This is a genomic window from Mycobacterium sp. ABE4_509, from assembly GCF_056160785.1.
On the sequence record NZ_JBSWXU010000064.1, the window covers coordinates 1 to 14,768 of the forward strand.

The window sequence follows — 14,768 nt, forward strand, 5'->3', positions numbered from 1 at the left end:
GCGCGCTGCCGTAGCGGCCCTGCCCGCCGGCCGCGACCGCGCGGAGCCACAGTTCCGACGGACCGTCGGCGGGCGGCAGCGGCCAGCCGGCGGGGTTGCTGCCGAACGCCACCTCGGCCAGTTCAGCAATGCCAGATGCCGCAGCGGTACCCATTTGCCGAGCGAGGCTACCAATTCGAATGGTTTTCCAGAATCACATTAGTTAACAGTTCATGGATGCCGTGTTACAGACATGTCAACCGCCTTCTGACCTGCCGTAAATGCCCGAGTGACACGGCGTGAACTGATCAGCAGAAACGGCGGCGGTCGCCTGCGCGGCAATTGGCGACTAGCACTGAACTCGCTGCGTGCGCGTCACGACGATGAACGCGATGTAAATTTTCCGGCTGCCGATATGCGGTTCCGCACACACCGAGAGTATTGACGGCAATTCCGAAGCCCTTCTACGTTGTGTGCACGAGTGGTCATCGGCGACTGTGCTCGGATCTGTTCCACGACTCACGCATCCAGTGGGTATGCGAATTGGGTGTGTAGAGAGGGGTTTTCCAAGTGCCACAGCCGCAGCAGCTACCCGGACCGAACGCCGACATCTGGGATTGGCAGATGCAGGGCCTTTGCCGGGGCGTCGATTCAGCCATGTTCTTCCACCCGGACGGCGAGCGTGGCCGCGCCCGGGCGCAGCGTGAGATGCGCGCCAAAGAGATGTGCCGGCGTTGCCCGGTGATCACCCAGTGCCGCACCCACGCACTGGCCGTGGGCGAGCCCTACGGCATCTGGGGCGGCCTCAGCGAATCCGAGCGCGAGCTGCTGCTCAAGCGGGGCATTCGCCGCACCGCCTGACCCTCCTCCAACAGAACCTGAGCCACACCCCGGCCGTCGATTGCGGCCGGGGTGTCGCATGTCCGGCCCCGTCCACCGGGTCACCGTCCGGGCCGGTGTCCCAGGTCGACGGCCACCCGCTCACCGAGCGCTTCGCGGGCATCCCGCTCCCGGGTGCGCAGGCCGTCGAAGGTTCTCCTGGCCTCGGCCGCGTCGCCGGAGGACACCCGGATCACGTTGTCCAGGCCAGTTGCGCCCAGTGGCCGACCCGCTCGGCGACGTCCAGCAGGTCGACGTGGGCGTTCTCCAGCCGCTGCTGCTGTCGGGCTTCGGTCGCCAGGCGTCGCTCGTGCGCCAGTCCCCGGTTGGCCGTGAGCCATGTTCCGACGATGCCGGCCACGCCGACCGTCGCCGTCGCGACGTGGGCGACCCACTCCATTGCCATGGTTGGAGATCATGTCAGGATCCCGCGGCCCCGCCCGATTCAGCGGCCGTGGTGTCCCGGCCTCATTGCTCCCGGCCCCATCATCGGCCGCATCATCGCCGGCATTCCGTCGCGGACGAATCCGGTGACCTCGAGGGCGTGGTCGCGGATGGCCTGCACGATCACCGGGTCCTGCGCGGTTTCCTCGGCGATGACGCCGGTGGGAGTCATGATGAGTCGGCGCTGGTAGCCGTCGGCGCCGGCGAACAGCGTCGGCAGGCTCGAGCTCATGCACGCCACCTCCTGCCGCTGATCCAGGCGGGTGTACATGTTCGAGACATGTGCCTGCAGCTGCGCGGCCAGCCCCGGATCGTCGGACTCGGTGATGGTGCGAACCCCACCTGGGATGTCCTCGACGGAGCGGTTGATCTCCGTGTGCCGCCGGAACATCTCCATGTAGACCCGCATGTCGGCCGGGCCGACGCCCATCATTCCGCCGGGCCCCTGCGTCAGTCGTACCGCGGCATCGGTGCCGGCCGTGCCGCTGCGCCACCGGTGCCCGACCCCGACCGCGGTGCCCACCGCCAGCGCGCCGAGTGCGGCCAGTGCTGCGCGACGACTCATCGGTGTTGCCATGACGGTTCCTGCTTCACGAGCGGGCTACTTCTGTATTCGAGCCTCCGCCCGGCTGCGGGCACCGGCTAGAGACTTTGTGCCCCGATCGCTCAGGTGACGCGAGCCCAGGACTGGCAGTTCCGCGACTCGAAGGCCTTCACCTCGGAGTTGATGTTGGCGAACATCGGGCCGATGGACATGTTCGTCGCGACGACGTTGTCCTTGTTCGCGTCGGGGGTGCTGTAGGTGAACCACGCGCACATCGACTCCTGGGTCGGCACATCGTTGATCCACACCCCGAACGGTGACGCCGACCCGCCGGTGCGGTACAGGCCCGGCGCGACATCGGGCCCGACGAGGAAGAAGCCGTTCCCCGGGATCGGGTCCATCGGCTCAGCGCCGGCCGGCGCCGCCACAGCGACGGCGACCACACAGGCTACGAACCCGGCGGTCGCGCGACGCACAAGCATGGGAAACATCGGTCCTCTTCGTCCAGTCGTTCCACCGCCCAGCGTATTCCTCCGCACCGGCCGGCACGGCGGATATCGCCATCAAGATCGGCCGGCTCGGGTGTCGGCCCCGCCACGACTCGGCGGCCCCTGTTTCCAGCCGAGCACTTCCAGAGCGACGGCGACGCGCACGCTCGACCGCTCCAGCGGTTCGGGAAGCAGATCCTGCGCGCGGGCGATCCTGCGCAGCACCGTGTTGCGATGGGTGAACAACACCTCGGCGGTGCGCGCGGCGTTGCACTGCTCGTTGATGTAGGTCAGCGTCGTGTGCTGTAGGTCGGCGTCGGCGCCGAGCAGCCCGCCCAGGGTGCGACGCAGGAACTGGTCGGTGTGCTCGGCGTCCGCACTGACCAGCGCCACCAGTTCCACATCGCTGAACCGCGCGATCTGCCGGGCCGAGCGCAGCCGGGAGAGCATCCTCTGGGTGGTGAGCGCGTCGAGGTGGCTGCGCCGGAATCCGTCCATGCCGTCCGAGGGCGGCCCCAGCGCCACGCGGATGTCGGGGTTCGGCGCGACCGCGGCCCGCAGTGCTTCGTCGTCCCAGTCGGCGGCGGCGATCCACACCCACCGGGTGGCGGTGCTGGCCAGGATGCTCAACGGCCGGGTGCGGGCGGCGCGCCCGAGCGCCTCGGCGACGTGGTCGAGCCGCCGGGCATCGGTGTCGAGGTCCTCCGACCAGATCACCGCCGCGGTGTGCCGCCGGTCCAGGCGGTAGCCGAGCCGCTGTTCGGCCCGCTGCCGCGCGATCGGGGCGCCGTCGAGGATCAGCGCGACGACCTCGCGCCGCTCGGCGTGCGCCCCGGCGGTGAGTTCGTCGCGCTCCCGGCGCATCTGGTCCTCGATTCCGGCCAGGGTGGCGTCGATGAACGCCGCGATCGACGCCGCGGTGACGTCGAGAAGCTCGCGCAGTTCGGCGGAATCGTCGGTCAGGTCGAACGCGATCTGCATCCACCGGCGCCACGCGACGCTCTGCCCGACCCGGTAGGCGTCCAGGGCGCGCTCGTCGAGGCCGCGTCGCACCATGTCGCGGGCCGTGCTCAGCGGTTCGGGACCGAGGTTGGCGGGTACCGGGGCGCCGGGGTCGCGGACGTTTGCCGACACCCAGTGCATCAGATTCGAGCGGTTGGTGCGGCTGGAGGACGCCGCCAGTTCGGGATCCTCGGCGATCTCCGGATTGGCCGCCAGGGTGGCGCGGTCGAGTTCCTCGAGCCATCCGGGGCTGACCGCCAGCCCGATCTCGGCACCCCGGCGGATCAGCTCGCGAACCCGCGGTGACGGCTCAGCCCACTGCACAGCCCCAGACTAGAACCAGTGATGCACAGTGCACCAGCATGACGCATGAATTGGGCGTTTGCGCCCTTGGCTGGGTGTCCACACTGCCTCACCCTGGATTCCAGTCATCCATTTCTGCGAGGGAGCACCACCGATGGAACACATCGACGTCCTCATCATCGGGGCCGGCATCTCCGGCATCGGCGCCGCCTACTACCTGTCGCGCGAGGTTCCCACCGCCTCGTACGCGATCCTGGAGGCCCGCGACGCCACCGGCGGCACCTGGGACCTGTTCCGCTACCCCGGCATCCGCTCGGACTCCGACCTGCACACCTTCGGCTACGAGTTCAAGCCGTGGCGCGACGAGGACGCCATCGCCAGCGCCGACAAGATCCTGGCCTACCTGCGCGAGGCCGCAACCGAGAACGGCATCGACCGGGCCATCCGGCTGCAGCACAAGGTTCTCGGCGCCTCCTGGTCGAGCCAGACCGCACGCTGGGTCGTCGACGTCGAGCGCGCCGACACCGGCGAGCGCTTCCAGATCAGCGCCAACTGGCTGTTCTGCGCCGGTGGCTACTACCGCTACGACGAGGGCTACACGCCCCGCTTCGAGGGGCGCGAGCGTTTCACCGGACAGATCGTGCACCCGCAGCACTGGCCCGAGGACCTCGACTACGCCGGCAAGAAGGTCGTCGTGATCGGCAGCGGCGCCACCGCGGTCACCCTGGTGCCCGCGATGGCCGACGAGGCCGGCCACGTCACCATGCTGCAGCGCTCACCCAGCTATGTGCTGCCGCTGCCGGGCCGCGACGTCGTCGCCAACACCCTGCAGCGGGTGCTCGGCCCCGAGCGCGGATACGCACTCACCCGCCGCAAGAACATCGCCCAGCAGCGCTTCATCTGGTCGTTCTGTCAGCGCCATCCGCGTGCCGCGCGCACGATCCTGCGCCACCTCAACGCCCGCCTGCTGCCCGAGGGCTATCCGGTCGACGTGCACTTCAACCCGACCTACAACCCGTGGGACCAGCGGCTGTGCATGGTGCCCGACGGCGACCTGTTCACCGCGATCAGCTCCGGTCGAGCGTCGGTGGTCACCGACACCATCGCGACGTTCACCGAGACCGGCATCGAGCTGGAGTCCGGCGAGCATCTCGACGCCGACATCATCGTCACCGCCACCGGCCTGAATGTGCAGGCCTTCGGCGGGATCTCACTGACGGTCGACGGCGTACCCGTCGACCTTCCCGACACCGTGGCCTACAAGGGCATGATGCTCTCCGGCGTGCCGAACTTCGCGTTCGCGATCGGCTACACCAACTCGAGCTGGACGCTCAAGATCGGCCTGCTCTGCGAGCACTTCTGCCGGCTGCTCAACCACATGGACGCCGCCGGGTACAACGTGTGCCGCGCCGAACTGGCCGACCCGGACATGCCGACCCGTCCGCTGCTGGACTTCGCGGCCGGCTACATCCAGCGTGCGGTCGACCAGCTGCCCCGGCAGGGGGCCGCCGAGCCGTGGCTGACGTCGATGAATTTCCAGGCCGACGTGAAGCTGCTGCGTGCCGACTCCGTCGAGGACCCGCACCTGCACTTCGACAAGGTCGTCGCACCCGACTCCGCCGGGGAGCTGGCGGTCGCTCCGTGAACCCGTTCGCCGGAAAGGTCGCCGTCGTCGCCGGCGCCGGCTCCGGAATCGGGGCTGCGCTGGCCGGCGAGTTGTCCCGGCGCGGAGCCCGGCTCGCGCTCAGCGACGTCAACGAGACCGCGGTACGCGGCGTCGCGGCCGAGCTGGCCGGCCACGGCACCCAGGTGCACATCGAAGCGCTCGACGTGGCCGACCGCGACGCCGTGGAGAGATACGCCGAAGAGGTCGCCGCCCACTACGGCGTGGTGCACCAGCTCTACAACAACGCCGGCATCGCCGGGATCGCCGACACCGTGCTCGAAACCCCCACGCCGAGTTCGAACGCATCATCAACGTGAACCTGTGGGGAGTCATCCACGGCACCAAGGCATTTCTGCCCCACCTGATCGACTCCGGCGACGGACGCCTGGTGAACGTGTCCAGCCTCAACGGCTACATGGCCCAGCCCGGGCTGAGCAGCTACTGCATCACCAAGTTCGCGGTGAAGACCAACATCGTCACCGCCGCCTTCGACGAGGTGCAGCGCGCCGGCACCGCCGGGCAGCGGGACCGCGAGGTCCTGGAGCGCTACAACGACAAACTGCTCACGATGCCGCCCGCCGGCTGCCCGGATCATCCTCGACGGGGTGGCCGCGAAGAAGCCGCGGGTCCTGGTCGGCAACGACGCCAGGGCCGTCGACATCCTGGTCCGGCTGCTGCCCGGCAGCTATCCGAAGCTGGTGAACCGGTTCTTCGGGAGGGTGCTGCCCGCGGCACTGGCCCCGCGCTGAAGACCGCGGCGCCAACGCTTCTCCGGCAAACGAGCCGCCACCCCGACGATCGCCGAGTACGCTCCAATCGCTGAGGGGTGATTCGGGTGGCGGGGACCGACGCTGACGAACCGTTGATCTGGTGGATTCGCGGCGCCGTGGCGACGGTGCTGGCGATCATCGTGCTCGGCTGGCTGGGGCGGCATTCGACCGGCGGCCTGCCGATGCCGCACGTGTCGCCGTGGAGCGCAGTACTGCTGGCCGCGGTGGGATTCGCGATCCTGCTGCAGGCGGGGCGGCCCTCTCGCGGCCGGGTGTGGGCCGGACGATGCCTGGCCGCCGCGGCGGCCACCCTGGCGGCGGCATTCCTCGCCATGCCCCTCGCCCAGCAAACCTGGCCCGGCCATCCCAGCGGTCAGACGGCGCTGTCGGTCCTGGCCCTGTCGGCAGCCGTGGCCGCACTGCGGCTGGAGCGCCGGTGGGTCGGGACAGCCTGGCCGGTCGGCATCGTCACCGCCTCGGTCCTTCCCCTCGGCGCGCTGGTCACCTACCTGTTCGATGCCGCCGAGATGCTCAGCCGCGCACCGTCGATCGGAATGAACGCCTCCACCGCGGTGGCCATCGTGCTCCTCGTCGACGCCGCCATCGCCGCCCGCCCGGACCGTCAGCCGGTGGCCTGGCTGACGGCGCGACCCGACCGCAGGATGCTGGTGCGGTTGGTGGTGACCTTCCTTCTCGTTCCGATCTGGGTGGCGATCTGGCGTCTGGTGCTGCTCGCGTTCGGCCTGCGCGGCGACGAAGTCTGGGTCCTGTCGGTCACCCTGGCCACCCTCATTCTGGGAATGCCGTTCTTCGTCATCAGCCGGCGCGTCCAACGAGTGATGCTCGACCAACTGGTTCAGACCCGGGAACGGGCCGAGGCCGAACGCCAACGCGCCGAAGCGGTGGAACGCTATCGCCTGCTCGCCGATAACGCCGTCGACGTCGTCGTGCACCTGCGCGACACCGAACCGGTGTGGATCTCCCCGTCGGCCGAAGCCGCATTCGGCTGGCCCGTGGAGCGATGGATCGGCGCCGATTTCCTTCCCCTCATCCACCAAGATGATCTCGAGACCATCTTCGGCGCCTTGGCCAAGAACGCCGAAGGGAAGCCGGCGGTCGAGCGCTTTCGCCTGGCGACCGCCGACGGGAACTATCGCTGGGTCGAGGGCCACGGCAAGCCGTACATCGATCCCGCCGGCGGCACCGACGGGATCATCGTCGCGCTGCGCCTCATCGACACCCAGGTCGAGGTGGAGCAGGAGCTGCAACGAGCGCTGGACTTCGCCATCGGGCTGGCTGGAGACAAGTCCGACTACGTCGCCACCGTCAGCCACGAGATCCGCTCGCCGATACACGCCATTCTCGGTTTCGCCGAACTACTCGAGGACCAGCTGGCCGCCGAAGGCCGCAACGAGGCGGCCGAGTGGTCCCGCAGAGTCCGCACCGAGGCGGAGCGGCTGTCCCGGCTCATCGAGGATCTCCTCGATCTTTCCCGCCTGGACGCCGGCAGGGCGAAGATCGCCGCCGAGCCGTTCCAGCTTCGCCTCTCGGTCGACCAGGTGGTCCAGCTCTCCAGGCTCAAGGCCGAAGCAAAAGGCCTGAAACTCAACTACTCGGTCGACCCGACCATCGCAGACTGGCGGGTCGGAGATGCCGACAGGCTGCACCAGGTACTGGGCAACCTCGTGTCCAACGCCACCAAGTTCACCCGCGAAGGCCGGGTCGACGTGGAGGTCTCCCCGGCAGCCGACACCGCGGGCGACGATCTGGTCCGCTTCGCGGTCACCGACACCGGACCGGGGATCCCGGCCGAGGAGATCGATCGCATCATGGAACCCTTCGCTCAGGTGTGGAGTTCCGACGCCGATCGGGGCAGCGGCCTGGGTCTGCCGATCACCGACCGGCTCATCAAGGCCATGGGCGGTGCCGGCCTGGCCGTCGCCAGCCTCGAAGGCCACGGGTCGACGTTCCACTTCGCAATCCCGCTGCCGGAGACACAGCCACCCGAGCCGGCCGCCGGCGAGGACTCCTCGCCCGCCGAAACCGGGTCGGACAAGACCATCCTCGTCGTCGACGACAACCCGACGAACCAATTGCTCGTGCAGGCCCAACTACAGAAGCTCGGATACCGCTGCGAGGTCGCAGGCGACGGGGCTCAGGCCCTGGAGCGCCTGGAATCGGAACGATTCGCCGCAGTGCTGATGGACTGCAACATGCCGGTCATGGACGGATACGAGGCGACCCGCCGGATTAGGGCCAGCGAGCGCGGCACCGGCGATCACCTTCCCGTTGTGGCGCTCACCGCGTCGGCATTGGGGTCCAACCGCGACGCATGCGAACGGGCCGGAATGGACGGCTTCCTCAGCAAGCCGCTGCGACTGTCCGAACTCAGCGAGGAGATCGGCCGCCTCGTCGGCTCAGGCGCGGTGAACGGCGTTGAACGAGTGGCGGTGAGCGGTTCCGGCCAGGACGATTCCGACGCCCCCGTCCTCGACGAGGCCCGTGTGGACCGGATGCTCGACGAGCTCGGCGCGATCCCGATGCAGAAGGTCGCCGCCGCCTTCGTGGCGGAGATGCCCCGGCGTCTGGGCGAACTGCTCAGGGTCGCGGCCGAAAGCGACGCCGACGCCGTGCGGCGCAGCGCGCACGCCATCCGCTCCCCCAGCGCAATGCTCGGCGCGGCGGCGTTGGCCGAACAACTCAGGGTGATCGAGGAGGCCACCGACCCCGTTGCCAACGTTTCCGAAGCACAGCTCAATCACCTGATCGAGACCTCCGTCGCTCGCCTGCATGCGAAGCTTGGGCAACGGGTGGACCAGGGAGGTGCTCCATGAAAGGTGTGTTGTTCAACGCCGTCGAGGAGGCGGTCTCTCGGGAGTGGGGCGAGGCCCTGTGGGATGAGCTGCTGACCGCATGCGAACTCGACGGCGCCTACACGGCCCTCGGTAACTACCCGGACACCGAACTCGTTTCGTTGGCGCGGGCCGCCGCCGATCGTCTGGGTGCGTCATTCGATGATGTGCTGCGGATCCTGGGACGGCTGACCTTCGAACCGCTGATGTCGCGGTACTCCGGGTTCCTGGACAGCCCGACGTCGCTGCGGGAATTCCTGCCCACGGTCAACGAACTCATTCACCCCCAGGTGCTCAAGCTCTATCCCGGGGCTTCGGTGCCACGATTCGCCCTGCGCGACAACGGAGACAGCCTCGAGTTGGACTATCTTTCGGTGCGCAGCATGTGCATGCTCGCCGAGGGGCTGATCCACGGGGTCGCCGATCACTACGGCGAGACCGTCACCGTGGACCAGCCCAGCTGCAAACAACGCGGCGACCCCCGCTGCACGATCCGGATCACTGCCGCACCGTGAGCGAGATCAGCGACCTGACCGCCGCCGTCGAACGCCTCGAGCGGCGTGCCGCCCGGGAGAAGTCGGCGCGGCTGCAGGCAGAGGCCATCGCCGAGCAGGTCGCATCGGACCGCTGGGAGCTCCGTGCGCAGCTGGAGGAGAAGCTCGCGCTGCGGACCGCTGAGCTGGAAGCGGCGCGCCGAACCGCCTCCGCAGCGGTCTCCGAACGAGAACGCTGTCTGTCCACCATGTCCCACAGCCTCCGCACATCGCTGACGGCGTTGTTCTTCCTGGCCGAATCGCTGTCGGAGGGCGAGCCGGTCGAGGCACGCCAACTACAGGATCTGCGCAACCTGCTCTCCGAGATGCAGGCCGCGATGGACGATGCGGCGTGCATGGCGACCACCGATGGCGCGAAGGCGGGCGCGGGATCGGCCCGTCCGATCCCACTGGCACAGATCGTTTCCGCTCACGAAGCCCGCTGGCACCAGGAGGCCGCCCGTTCGGGCAGGTTGCTGATCGTCGATGTCGAAACACCCGCGGGCCTGGTCGATGCCGACGCCGGAGACGACGTCGGCGAACAGGTGCTGGGTCTGATCCGCGACAGGGTGGAATCGTCGGAGCCGGTGATCGAATTGCACCTCTCCGTCGGACCCACCGGCCTGCAGATCCGTTGAGGTCGGCGGCGTTCAGTTGCTCGCGAGCCGAAACCCGACGCCCCGAACGGTCTCGATCCGGCTGCCGCTGCCGGCCCGGTCGATCTTCTTGCGCAGGTTTCCCATGTGCACGTCGACGACATGATCATCGCCGAACCAGTCGGCGCCCCAGATCGCATCCCTGAGCATCTCGCGGGTGTGGACCACCTTGGGGCGGGCGGTGATCGCGTCGAGCAGGTCGAATTCCTTCTTGGTGAGGACCACCTCGGTACCGCCCACCGTCACCCGGCGGGCGTCGGGTTCGATCCGCAGATCACCGAATACCCGCTCGCGCACAGCGGGATCGGCCTTCGGGGCGCGCACCCGTCTGCCCACGGCGCTGATGCGAGCCGACACCTCCCTGGGGTAGAACGGCTTGGTGACGTAGTCGTCGGCGCCCATCGACAACCCGACGACGCGGTCGACTTCATGGTCCTTCGACGTGAGCATCATGACGTGGGCGTCCGAGAACGCCCGCAGCCGCCTGCAGACCTCCAGTCCGTCGACCTCGGGCAGCACCACGTCGAGCAGGACGATCTCGGGCTCGAACGAGGCGGCGAGGTCGAGGCCGGCCCGCCCGTTGTCGGCGACCGCCACCTCGTGGCCGTCGCCGACCAACACCGCGCGCAACGTCTCCACCACTTCCGGTGAATCTTCGACGATCAGTACCCGCACACCCTCAGTGTGCACACATCGTCGGCCGCTTCGGGGCATATCGGCGACCCCGATCGTTCAGCGGGCCTGTCCGTTGGGCTGGGCCGCCGGGCGCCGCGGATACACCGGCTCCCTGGTGCCCCAGGCGGTTCGGCGCAGGCGACGGGTGCTGCGGAAGGTGGCGAGAAGGTTGGCGTCCATATCGGTTTCACTCCTTGCTGTTCGATTTGTTGTTCGGTCCGGTCGACAGGCAGCTCTCGCGGCGCGATCCGGTCCCCACCCGCGCCCGTATCGGGCGGTGGTCGGAACCGACTTCGCCGAGCACCTCGGCCTGCTCGACTCGCAGGTCGGTCGTGGCGAACAGGTGGTCGATCTGACTGTGGGGCCGGTGTGCCGGGTAGCTGCGCCCCCGCACGGGCCGCTGCCAGCCCTGAAAGCCCAGCCCGGCAAGCGGACCCCAGAGGTTGAAGTCTCCGCACACAACGGATCGACTGGACCCGCGCAGCACCCTGGCAAGGCGGCGGTGTTGCAGCGGTGCGAGCGGAAAGAGGTGGGTTGCATGCACGTTCGTCACCGAGATCGGCTCCGCGTGGCCGGCGTTCACCTCGACACGCAAGGCCGAGCGGTGTCCGGCCGGGTCCAGTGGCGTCCGGCCCAGGTCGATCGACACCGAGTTCCCGAGCGGCAGCCGGCTGGCGACGGCGAGCCCCCACCACCCGGTGTTCTTCGCCGGGGCCCGACGGATGTCCGGGGTCGGTTCCAGCCCTGCCCGCGCCAGCGGGAGCTCCACCAGCTGGTAACCCTCACTGAGCAGATCCTGCAGCCACCCCCCGCCCCCATCCGGCCAGAAGACCTCCTGCAGGGCGATCACCTCCGCGTCCAGAGACAGGCAGGCGCCGACGACGTCGAAGGGATCACCGTCGCTGTCGAGGCCGAAGTGCGCGTTGAGGCTCGCGATCGAGATCAGCTCGTCGTGCCCGCCGCTCATGGCGCTGCCGCCACCAGGGCGAGGGTGCGGCCCCGTGACATGTCCATCACGCCGGGCTGCGCGATCGGGGCGGCGTTCCACCTGCCCCCGGGGCGGAGGAACCGCGCGAGGGCGGCCTGGTCGATGATGCGGTAGGCCTCCGAACCTTCCTCGGGCAACAACACCCGGACCTCCAAGCCGGCCCTCCTGCCACGCGCGACACTGTTGGTGACGGCTGCCAGGCCCGCTGCTGAGAGCTGTTGCACACCGCTGAGATCGACGATGACACCGCTGGTGCCGTTCTCGACGGCCAGCGTGAAGCTGTCCCTGAGCCTCATCGCCTCGACGGCACCGACGACCGGGTGCGGTCGGAGGATCGTGACGCTCACGCCGCGACCTCCTCGATCGGGTTGAGGGCGTCGTAGCGCCCGGACAACTCGAGGATGACGCGTGCCGCGACGCTCGGCTCGGTGAGGACGAGGTCGCCGCCGTCGTCGATGCACCGCAACCTCAGGCCGATCAGCGCGTCCATTCCGGCCTGATCCAGGTATCGGACCTCTGACGCGTCGACCACCACCACGGTGCCGGCCGTGACCTGCACGGCGGTCGCCGCATCGAACTGCGGGACCTCGTGCACGTCGAAGCGATGCGGCAGGACGATCTTGTGAACGCCCCTCGGGGCGGACATCGTTGGCCGCTCGACGACTGACATCGACGTTGTCATTCTGCTTCACCTCTTGTCGCGTGATTCCGGTTGATTGTTCGGTGGGCCGCTCATCGGCCTCATCACTCAAGGTAGGGACGCAGATGCAAGGCAATGGGGTGCGCAATCTCAGGATCAGCTCAAGAAATCGAGCCGCCGCCGTCGGCCGGCGGGCAGCTCGCCCGATACAGCAGTGGCGGGCGTGCGCACTGCGCTCGCCCGCCACGGGTGGCCGAGATCAGGTTCTGTCGTAGACATCCTCGAGATGGGCCAGGTGCCAGTCGGCCACATCCGCCAGCGGGATGCCACACGCCGCGGCCCTGTTGGCCTCCCCCATCGCCGCCATGGCGGCGGGGTCGGCGAGAAGCGTCTGCAGCGCCGCGGCAAGGTCTTCGGCGTCGCCGGCCTCAAACGTGACGGCCTCGAACCCTTCGTCACGCACCACCCCGGCGAGGTCGCCGATATCGGGCAGCACGACCGCGCAACCGTACGAACCGGCCTGGTGCAGGACCCCCGAGGAGCCCGTCGTGCTCGTATACGGGAAGACGGCGACGTGTGCGGCGCCGAACACCGCGGGCACATCTTCCTCGGCGACGTAACCGGTGAAGGTGACGCCGGCCAGACCGCGGTACTTGTCCTTGACGCCGTCGAGGTATCCGAGGGCGTTGTGGCTGTCCGTGCCGGCGATGACGACCTCGGCCTCGATCCCGCGCGAGCGCAGGATCGAATGGGCATCGAGGAGCACCTCGACCTTCTTGTAGGTGCCCCACTTGCCGAAAGCCAGCAGCGACGGCGCGGCGCCGGGCGCGCGCTCGATGGGATCGGGTTCCTCGAAGCTCCCGTGCGGGGCCAGGTAGACGTTGCGGGCGCCGTAGGAGTCTCGCAGCACATCCACGTACTGGGGCATCGTCACGCAAACCTTGTCTGCGACCAGGACCATCCGGGTCACCAACCTGCCCAGGAAGGACAGCACCTTGGTGAGCACCGGGTTCGACGAGAACCCGGCCTGCTCGAGGTCGACCGTGTCGACCAGGTTGTGCAGCAGAACCACCGACGGCGTCCCGGTCACGCGCAGGATCAGCGGCAACATCAGCCCGACGGCGGCGGCCACCTTGCCGGCACCGAAGCTGGTGAAGTGGGCGTTCACCAGCACCACGTCGACGCCGGACGAGCGCACCGCCCTGGCGATCCTGATCGGGTTGTGTAGCGACCCGTACCGCCAGGCCGGCACCGCCCTCGCCCCTTCGGGCAGGTCGGTGACCGGCTGCTCGGTTTCGTCGTGCAGGATCGTCAGCTCGCCGACCTCGGGTTTGGCCGCCAGGTGACGGGCCAGGTGGTAGCCGTACTCGTTCAGCGTCGTCTGGCTCGGCGGGTAGGCGGTGACCAGGCCGACCCGCAGTCCCCGGTTCGTCGTCATGTCCACCCTCCTCATGCCGCCAGGCCGGCGACGCGCGTCGCAGCGTAGTGACCGCACAGGCTGCGATACCGCAACGCCGCGACATCACGCAGGAAGCGCAGCGATTCGCGACCCGGGTTGACCTTCGAGCCCGGCGCCTCGAACCAGTTCACCGGGATCTCCTCGATGTCGATGTCCCACCGCTGGGCCAGCCAGAGGATCTCCAGATCGAAGGAGAAGCCGTCGACGCGCGAGGCCCCGAACAGGGCTTGGGCCGCTTCGCGGGTGAACAACTTGAAACCGCACTGGGTGTCCTTGACCCGGACCCCGGTGACCTTGCGGACGCCACCACGCAGGCTTGCGCTGATAACGCTGCGAAGCCTGCCCCGGCCGCGTTCGTCGGCTCCCTCGGCTGCTCTGGAGGCCACCGCCACACCGACCCCCTGCTCGACGGCACCGAGGAGCCGGTCGAATTCCTCGATGGGGGTGGACATGTCGGCATCGCTGAACAACACGTACCTGCCCCTGGCCGCGGTCACGCCTTCCCGGACTGCCGCGCCCTTGCCACGGTTGACCCCGGGTTCGAGAACCCGGACGTTGGCCAGCCCCAGTGACCTCACCAGGTCGACGGTGCCGTCGGTGCTGCCGTCGTCGGACACGATCAGCTCCCAGGGAAGCCCCGAGGAGCACAGGTGGGCGGCGATCGCACCGATCGTCGGCACGATCCGGTCGTATTCGTCGAACGCCGGGATCACCACCGAGACATCGGGCGTCACGGGAAGTTCGGTGTCTCGCCAGGCAAGGAAATCGGAATAGGTCATCGGGTGCGTCCTTTCGTCCTGGAATGAACGTAGGAACGACGCTTCAAGATGCCCCCGGGCCGAACGTCAAGAAGTTCTCAAGTTTCCCGGCGGCCGTCGTGCAGCTCGCGG

The 14,768-nt window shown here is 68.6% G+C and carries 18 protein-coding genes and 2 pseudogenes; 7 read left to right on the plus strand and 13 right to left on the minus strand.

Annotation, left to right across the window (positions count from 1 at the left end; translation table 11 throughout):
• A pseudogene (locus ACXAID_RS15015) lies at positions 1–154 on the minus strand (hypothetical protein); the annotation flags it as partial.
• A 395-nt stretch (positions 155–549) separates the two neighbouring features.
• Here ACXAID_RS15015 and ACXAID_RS15020 point away from each other — a divergent pair.
• Positions 550–840, plus strand: a complete 291-nt coding sequence (locus ACXAID_RS15020) for a WhiB family transcriptional regulator (protein ID WP_152515838.1) — start codon at positions 550–552, stop codon at positions 838–840.
• A gap of 80 nt (positions 841–920) precedes the next feature.
• Here ACXAID_RS15020 and ACXAID_RS15025 read toward each other — a convergent pair whose 3' ends face one another.
• The 5 genes from ACXAID_RS15025 to ACXAID_RS15045 all read right to left on the minus strand — a co-directional run bounded on the left by ACXAID_RS15025 (position 921) and on the right by ACXAID_RS15045 (position 3,660).
• On the minus strand, positions 921–1,046 hold the full coding sequence (locus ACXAID_RS15025; RefSeq protein ID WP_475023006.1) for a hypothetical protein: 126 nt from the start codon (positions 1,044–1,046) through the stop codon (positions 921–923).
• Between the two features lie 5 nt (positions 1,047–1,051).
• Complete coding sequence (locus ACXAID_RS15030) at positions 1,052–1,264, minus strand: hypothetical protein (protein ID WP_475023007.1); 213 nt, start codon at positions 1,262–1,264, stop codon at positions 1,052–1,054.
• 39 nt (positions 1,265–1,303) lie between these two features.
• Positions 1,304–1,879, minus strand: coding sequence for a hypothetical protein (locus ACXAID_RS15035; RefSeq protein WP_475023008.1), 576 nt, complete (start codon positions 1,877–1,879; stop codon positions 1,304–1,306).
• 89 nt (positions 1,880–1,968) lie between these two features.
• Positions 1,969–2,337, minus strand: coding sequence for a hypothetical protein (locus tag ACXAID_RS15040; RefSeq protein ID WP_475023009.1), 369 nt, complete (start codon positions 2,335–2,337; stop codon positions 1,969–1,971).
• Positions 2,338–2,409: 72 nt separating this feature from the next.
• Positions 2,410–3,660 (minus strand): PucR family transcriptional regulator, encoded by a 1,251-nt coding sequence (locus tag ACXAID_RS15045; RefSeq protein ID WP_475023010.1) that lies wholly within the window; start codon positions 3,658–3,660, stop codon positions 2,410–2,412.
• A gap of 133 nt (positions 3,661–3,793) precedes the next feature.
• On the opposite strand from ACXAID_RS15045, the gene ACXAID_RS15050 reads away from it, so the two are divergent.
• The 6 genes and pseudogenes from ACXAID_RS15050 to ACXAID_RS15075 all read left to right on the plus strand — a co-directional run bounded on the left by ACXAID_RS15050 (position 3,794) and on the right by ACXAID_RS15075 (position 10,098).
• Positions 3,794–5,284 carry a flavin-containing monooxygenase gene (locus ACXAID_RS15050; RefSeq protein WP_475023011.1) on the plus strand — a complete coding sequence of 497 codons (1,491 nt, stop codon included), beginning with the start codon at positions 3,794–3,796 and terminating at the stop codon, positions 5,282–5,284.
• Positions 5,281–5,735: pseudogene (locus ACXAID_RS15055) on the plus strand (SDR family NAD(P)-dependent oxidoreductase); the annotation flags it as partial. The gene ACXAID_RS15050 and the pseudogene ACXAID_RS15055, both read left to right, overlap by 4 nt.
• A gap of 175 nt (positions 5,736–5,910) precedes the next feature.
• A complete protein-coding gene (locus ACXAID_RS15060; RefSeq protein ID WP_475023031.1) occupies positions 5,911–6,054 on the plus strand; it encodes a hypothetical protein in 144 nt (47 codons plus the stop codon).
• A gap of 86 nt (positions 6,055–6,140) precedes the next feature.
• On the plus strand, positions 6,141–8,909 hold the full coding sequence (locus tag ACXAID_RS15065; protein ID WP_475023012.1) for an ATP-binding protein: 2,769 nt from the start codon (positions 6,141–6,143) through the stop codon (positions 8,907–8,909).
• A complete protein-coding gene (locus ACXAID_RS15070; protein WP_475023013.1) occupies positions 8,906–9,442 on the plus strand; it encodes a heme NO-binding domain-containing protein in 537 nt (178 codons plus the stop codon). Before ACXAID_RS15065 ends, ACXAID_RS15070 begins: the two co-directional genes overlap by 4 nt.
• Positions 9,439–10,098, plus strand: a complete 660-nt coding sequence (locus ACXAID_RS15075; RefSeq protein WP_475023014.1) for an ATP-binding protein — start codon at positions 9,439–9,441, stop codon at positions 10,096–10,098. The genes ACXAID_RS15070 and ACXAID_RS15075 overlap by 4 nt, the downstream gene beginning before the upstream one ends.
• A 12-nt stretch (positions 10,099–10,110) precedes the next feature.
• Here the strand turns inward: ACXAID_RS15075 and ACXAID_RS15080 are convergent, their stop codons facing one another.
• The 7 genes from ACXAID_RS15080 to ACXAID_RS15110 all read right to left on the minus strand — a co-directional run bounded on the left by ACXAID_RS15080 (position 10,111) and on the right by ACXAID_RS15110 (position 14,657).
• Positions 10,111–10,791: a response regulator transcription factor gene (locus ACXAID_RS15080; RefSeq protein WP_475023015.1), complete on the minus strand. Its 681-nt coding sequence runs from the start codon at positions 10,789–10,791 to the stop codon at positions 10,111–10,113.
• Positions 10,792–10,848: 57 nt separating this feature from the next.
• Positions 10,849–10,971, minus strand: a complete 123-nt coding sequence (locus ACXAID_RS15085) for a hypothetical protein (RefSeq protein WP_475023016.1) — start codon at positions 10,969–10,971, stop codon at positions 10,849–10,851.
• 7 nt (positions 10,972–10,978) lie between these two features.
• Entirely contained in the window at positions 10,979–11,758 is a 780-nt protein-coding gene (locus tag ACXAID_RS15090) for an endonuclease/exonuclease/phosphatase family protein (RefSeq protein WP_475023017.1), read from the minus strand.
• Positions 11,755–12,126, minus strand: a complete 372-nt coding sequence (locus ACXAID_RS15095) for an STAS domain-containing protein (RefSeq protein ID WP_475023018.1) — start codon at positions 12,124–12,126, stop codon at positions 11,755–11,757. The genes ACXAID_RS15090 and ACXAID_RS15095 overlap by 4 nt, the downstream gene beginning before the upstream one ends.
• The gene (locus ACXAID_RS15100; RefSeq protein ID WP_475023019.1) at positions 12,123–12,425 is read right to left on the minus strand and encodes an STAS domain-containing protein; all 303 of its coding nucleotides are present in this window, start codon (positions 12,423–12,425) and stop codon (positions 12,123–12,125) included. Before ACXAID_RS15100 ends, ACXAID_RS15095 begins: the two co-directional genes overlap by 4 nt.
• Before the next feature lie 253 nt (positions 12,426–12,678).
• Positions 12,679–13,857 carry a glycosyltransferase gene (locus ACXAID_RS15105; RefSeq protein WP_475023020.1) on the minus strand — a complete coding sequence of 393 codons (1,179 nt, stop codon included), beginning with the start codon at positions 13,855–13,857 and terminating at the stop codon, positions 12,679–12,681.
• 11 nt (positions 13,858–13,868) lie between these two features.
• Entirely contained in the window at positions 13,869–14,657 is a 789-nt protein-coding gene (locus tag ACXAID_RS15110; RefSeq protein WP_475023021.1) for a dolichyl-phosphate beta-glucosyltransferase, read from the minus strand.
• Between the last annotated feature and the right edge of the window lie 111 nt (positions 14,658–14,768).

Bases quoted from the DNA above. Each gene is read 5' to 3' on its own strand.
- ACXAID_RS15030 (WP_475023007.1), bottom strand. From the start codon at position 1,264: ATGGCAATGGAGTGGGTCGCCCACGTCGCGACGGCGACGGTCGGCGTG.
- ACXAID_RS15035 (WP_475023008.1), bottom strand. From the start codon at position 1,879: ATGGCAACACCGATGAGTCGTCGCGCAGCACTGGCCGCACTCGGCGCG.
- ACXAID_RS15040 (WP_475023009.1), bottom strand. From the start codon at position 2,337: ATGTTTCCCATGCTTGTGCGTCGCGCGACCGCCGGGTTCGTAGCCTGT.
- ACXAID_RS15050 (WP_475023011.1), top strand. From the start codon at position 3,794: ATGGAACACATCGACGTCCTCATCATCGGGGCCGGCATCTCCGGCATC.
- ACXAID_RS15070 (WP_475023013.1), top strand. From the start codon at position 8,906: ATGAAAGGTGTGTTGTTCAACGCCGTCGAGGAGGCGGTCTCTCGGGAG.
- ACXAID_RS15085 (WP_475023016.1), bottom strand. From the start codon at position 10,971: ATGGACGCCAACCTTCTCGCCACCTTCCGCAGCACCCGTCGCCTGCGC.
- ACXAID_RS15090 (WP_475023017.1), bottom strand. From the start codon at position 11,758: ATGAGCGGCGGGCACGACGAGCTGATCTCGATCGCGAGCCTCAACGCG.
- ACXAID_RS15100 (WP_475023019.1), bottom strand. From the start codon at position 12,425: ATGTCCGCCCCGAGGGGCGTTCACAAGATCGTCCTGCCGCATCGCTTC.
- ACXAID_RS15105 (WP_475023020.1), bottom strand. From the start codon at position 13,857: ATGACGACGAACCGGGGACTGCGGGTCGGCCTGGTCACCGCCTACCCG.
- ACXAID_RS15110 (WP_475023021.1), bottom strand. From the start codon at position 14,657: ATGACCTATTCCGATTTCCTTGCCTGGCGAGACACCGAACTTCCCGTG.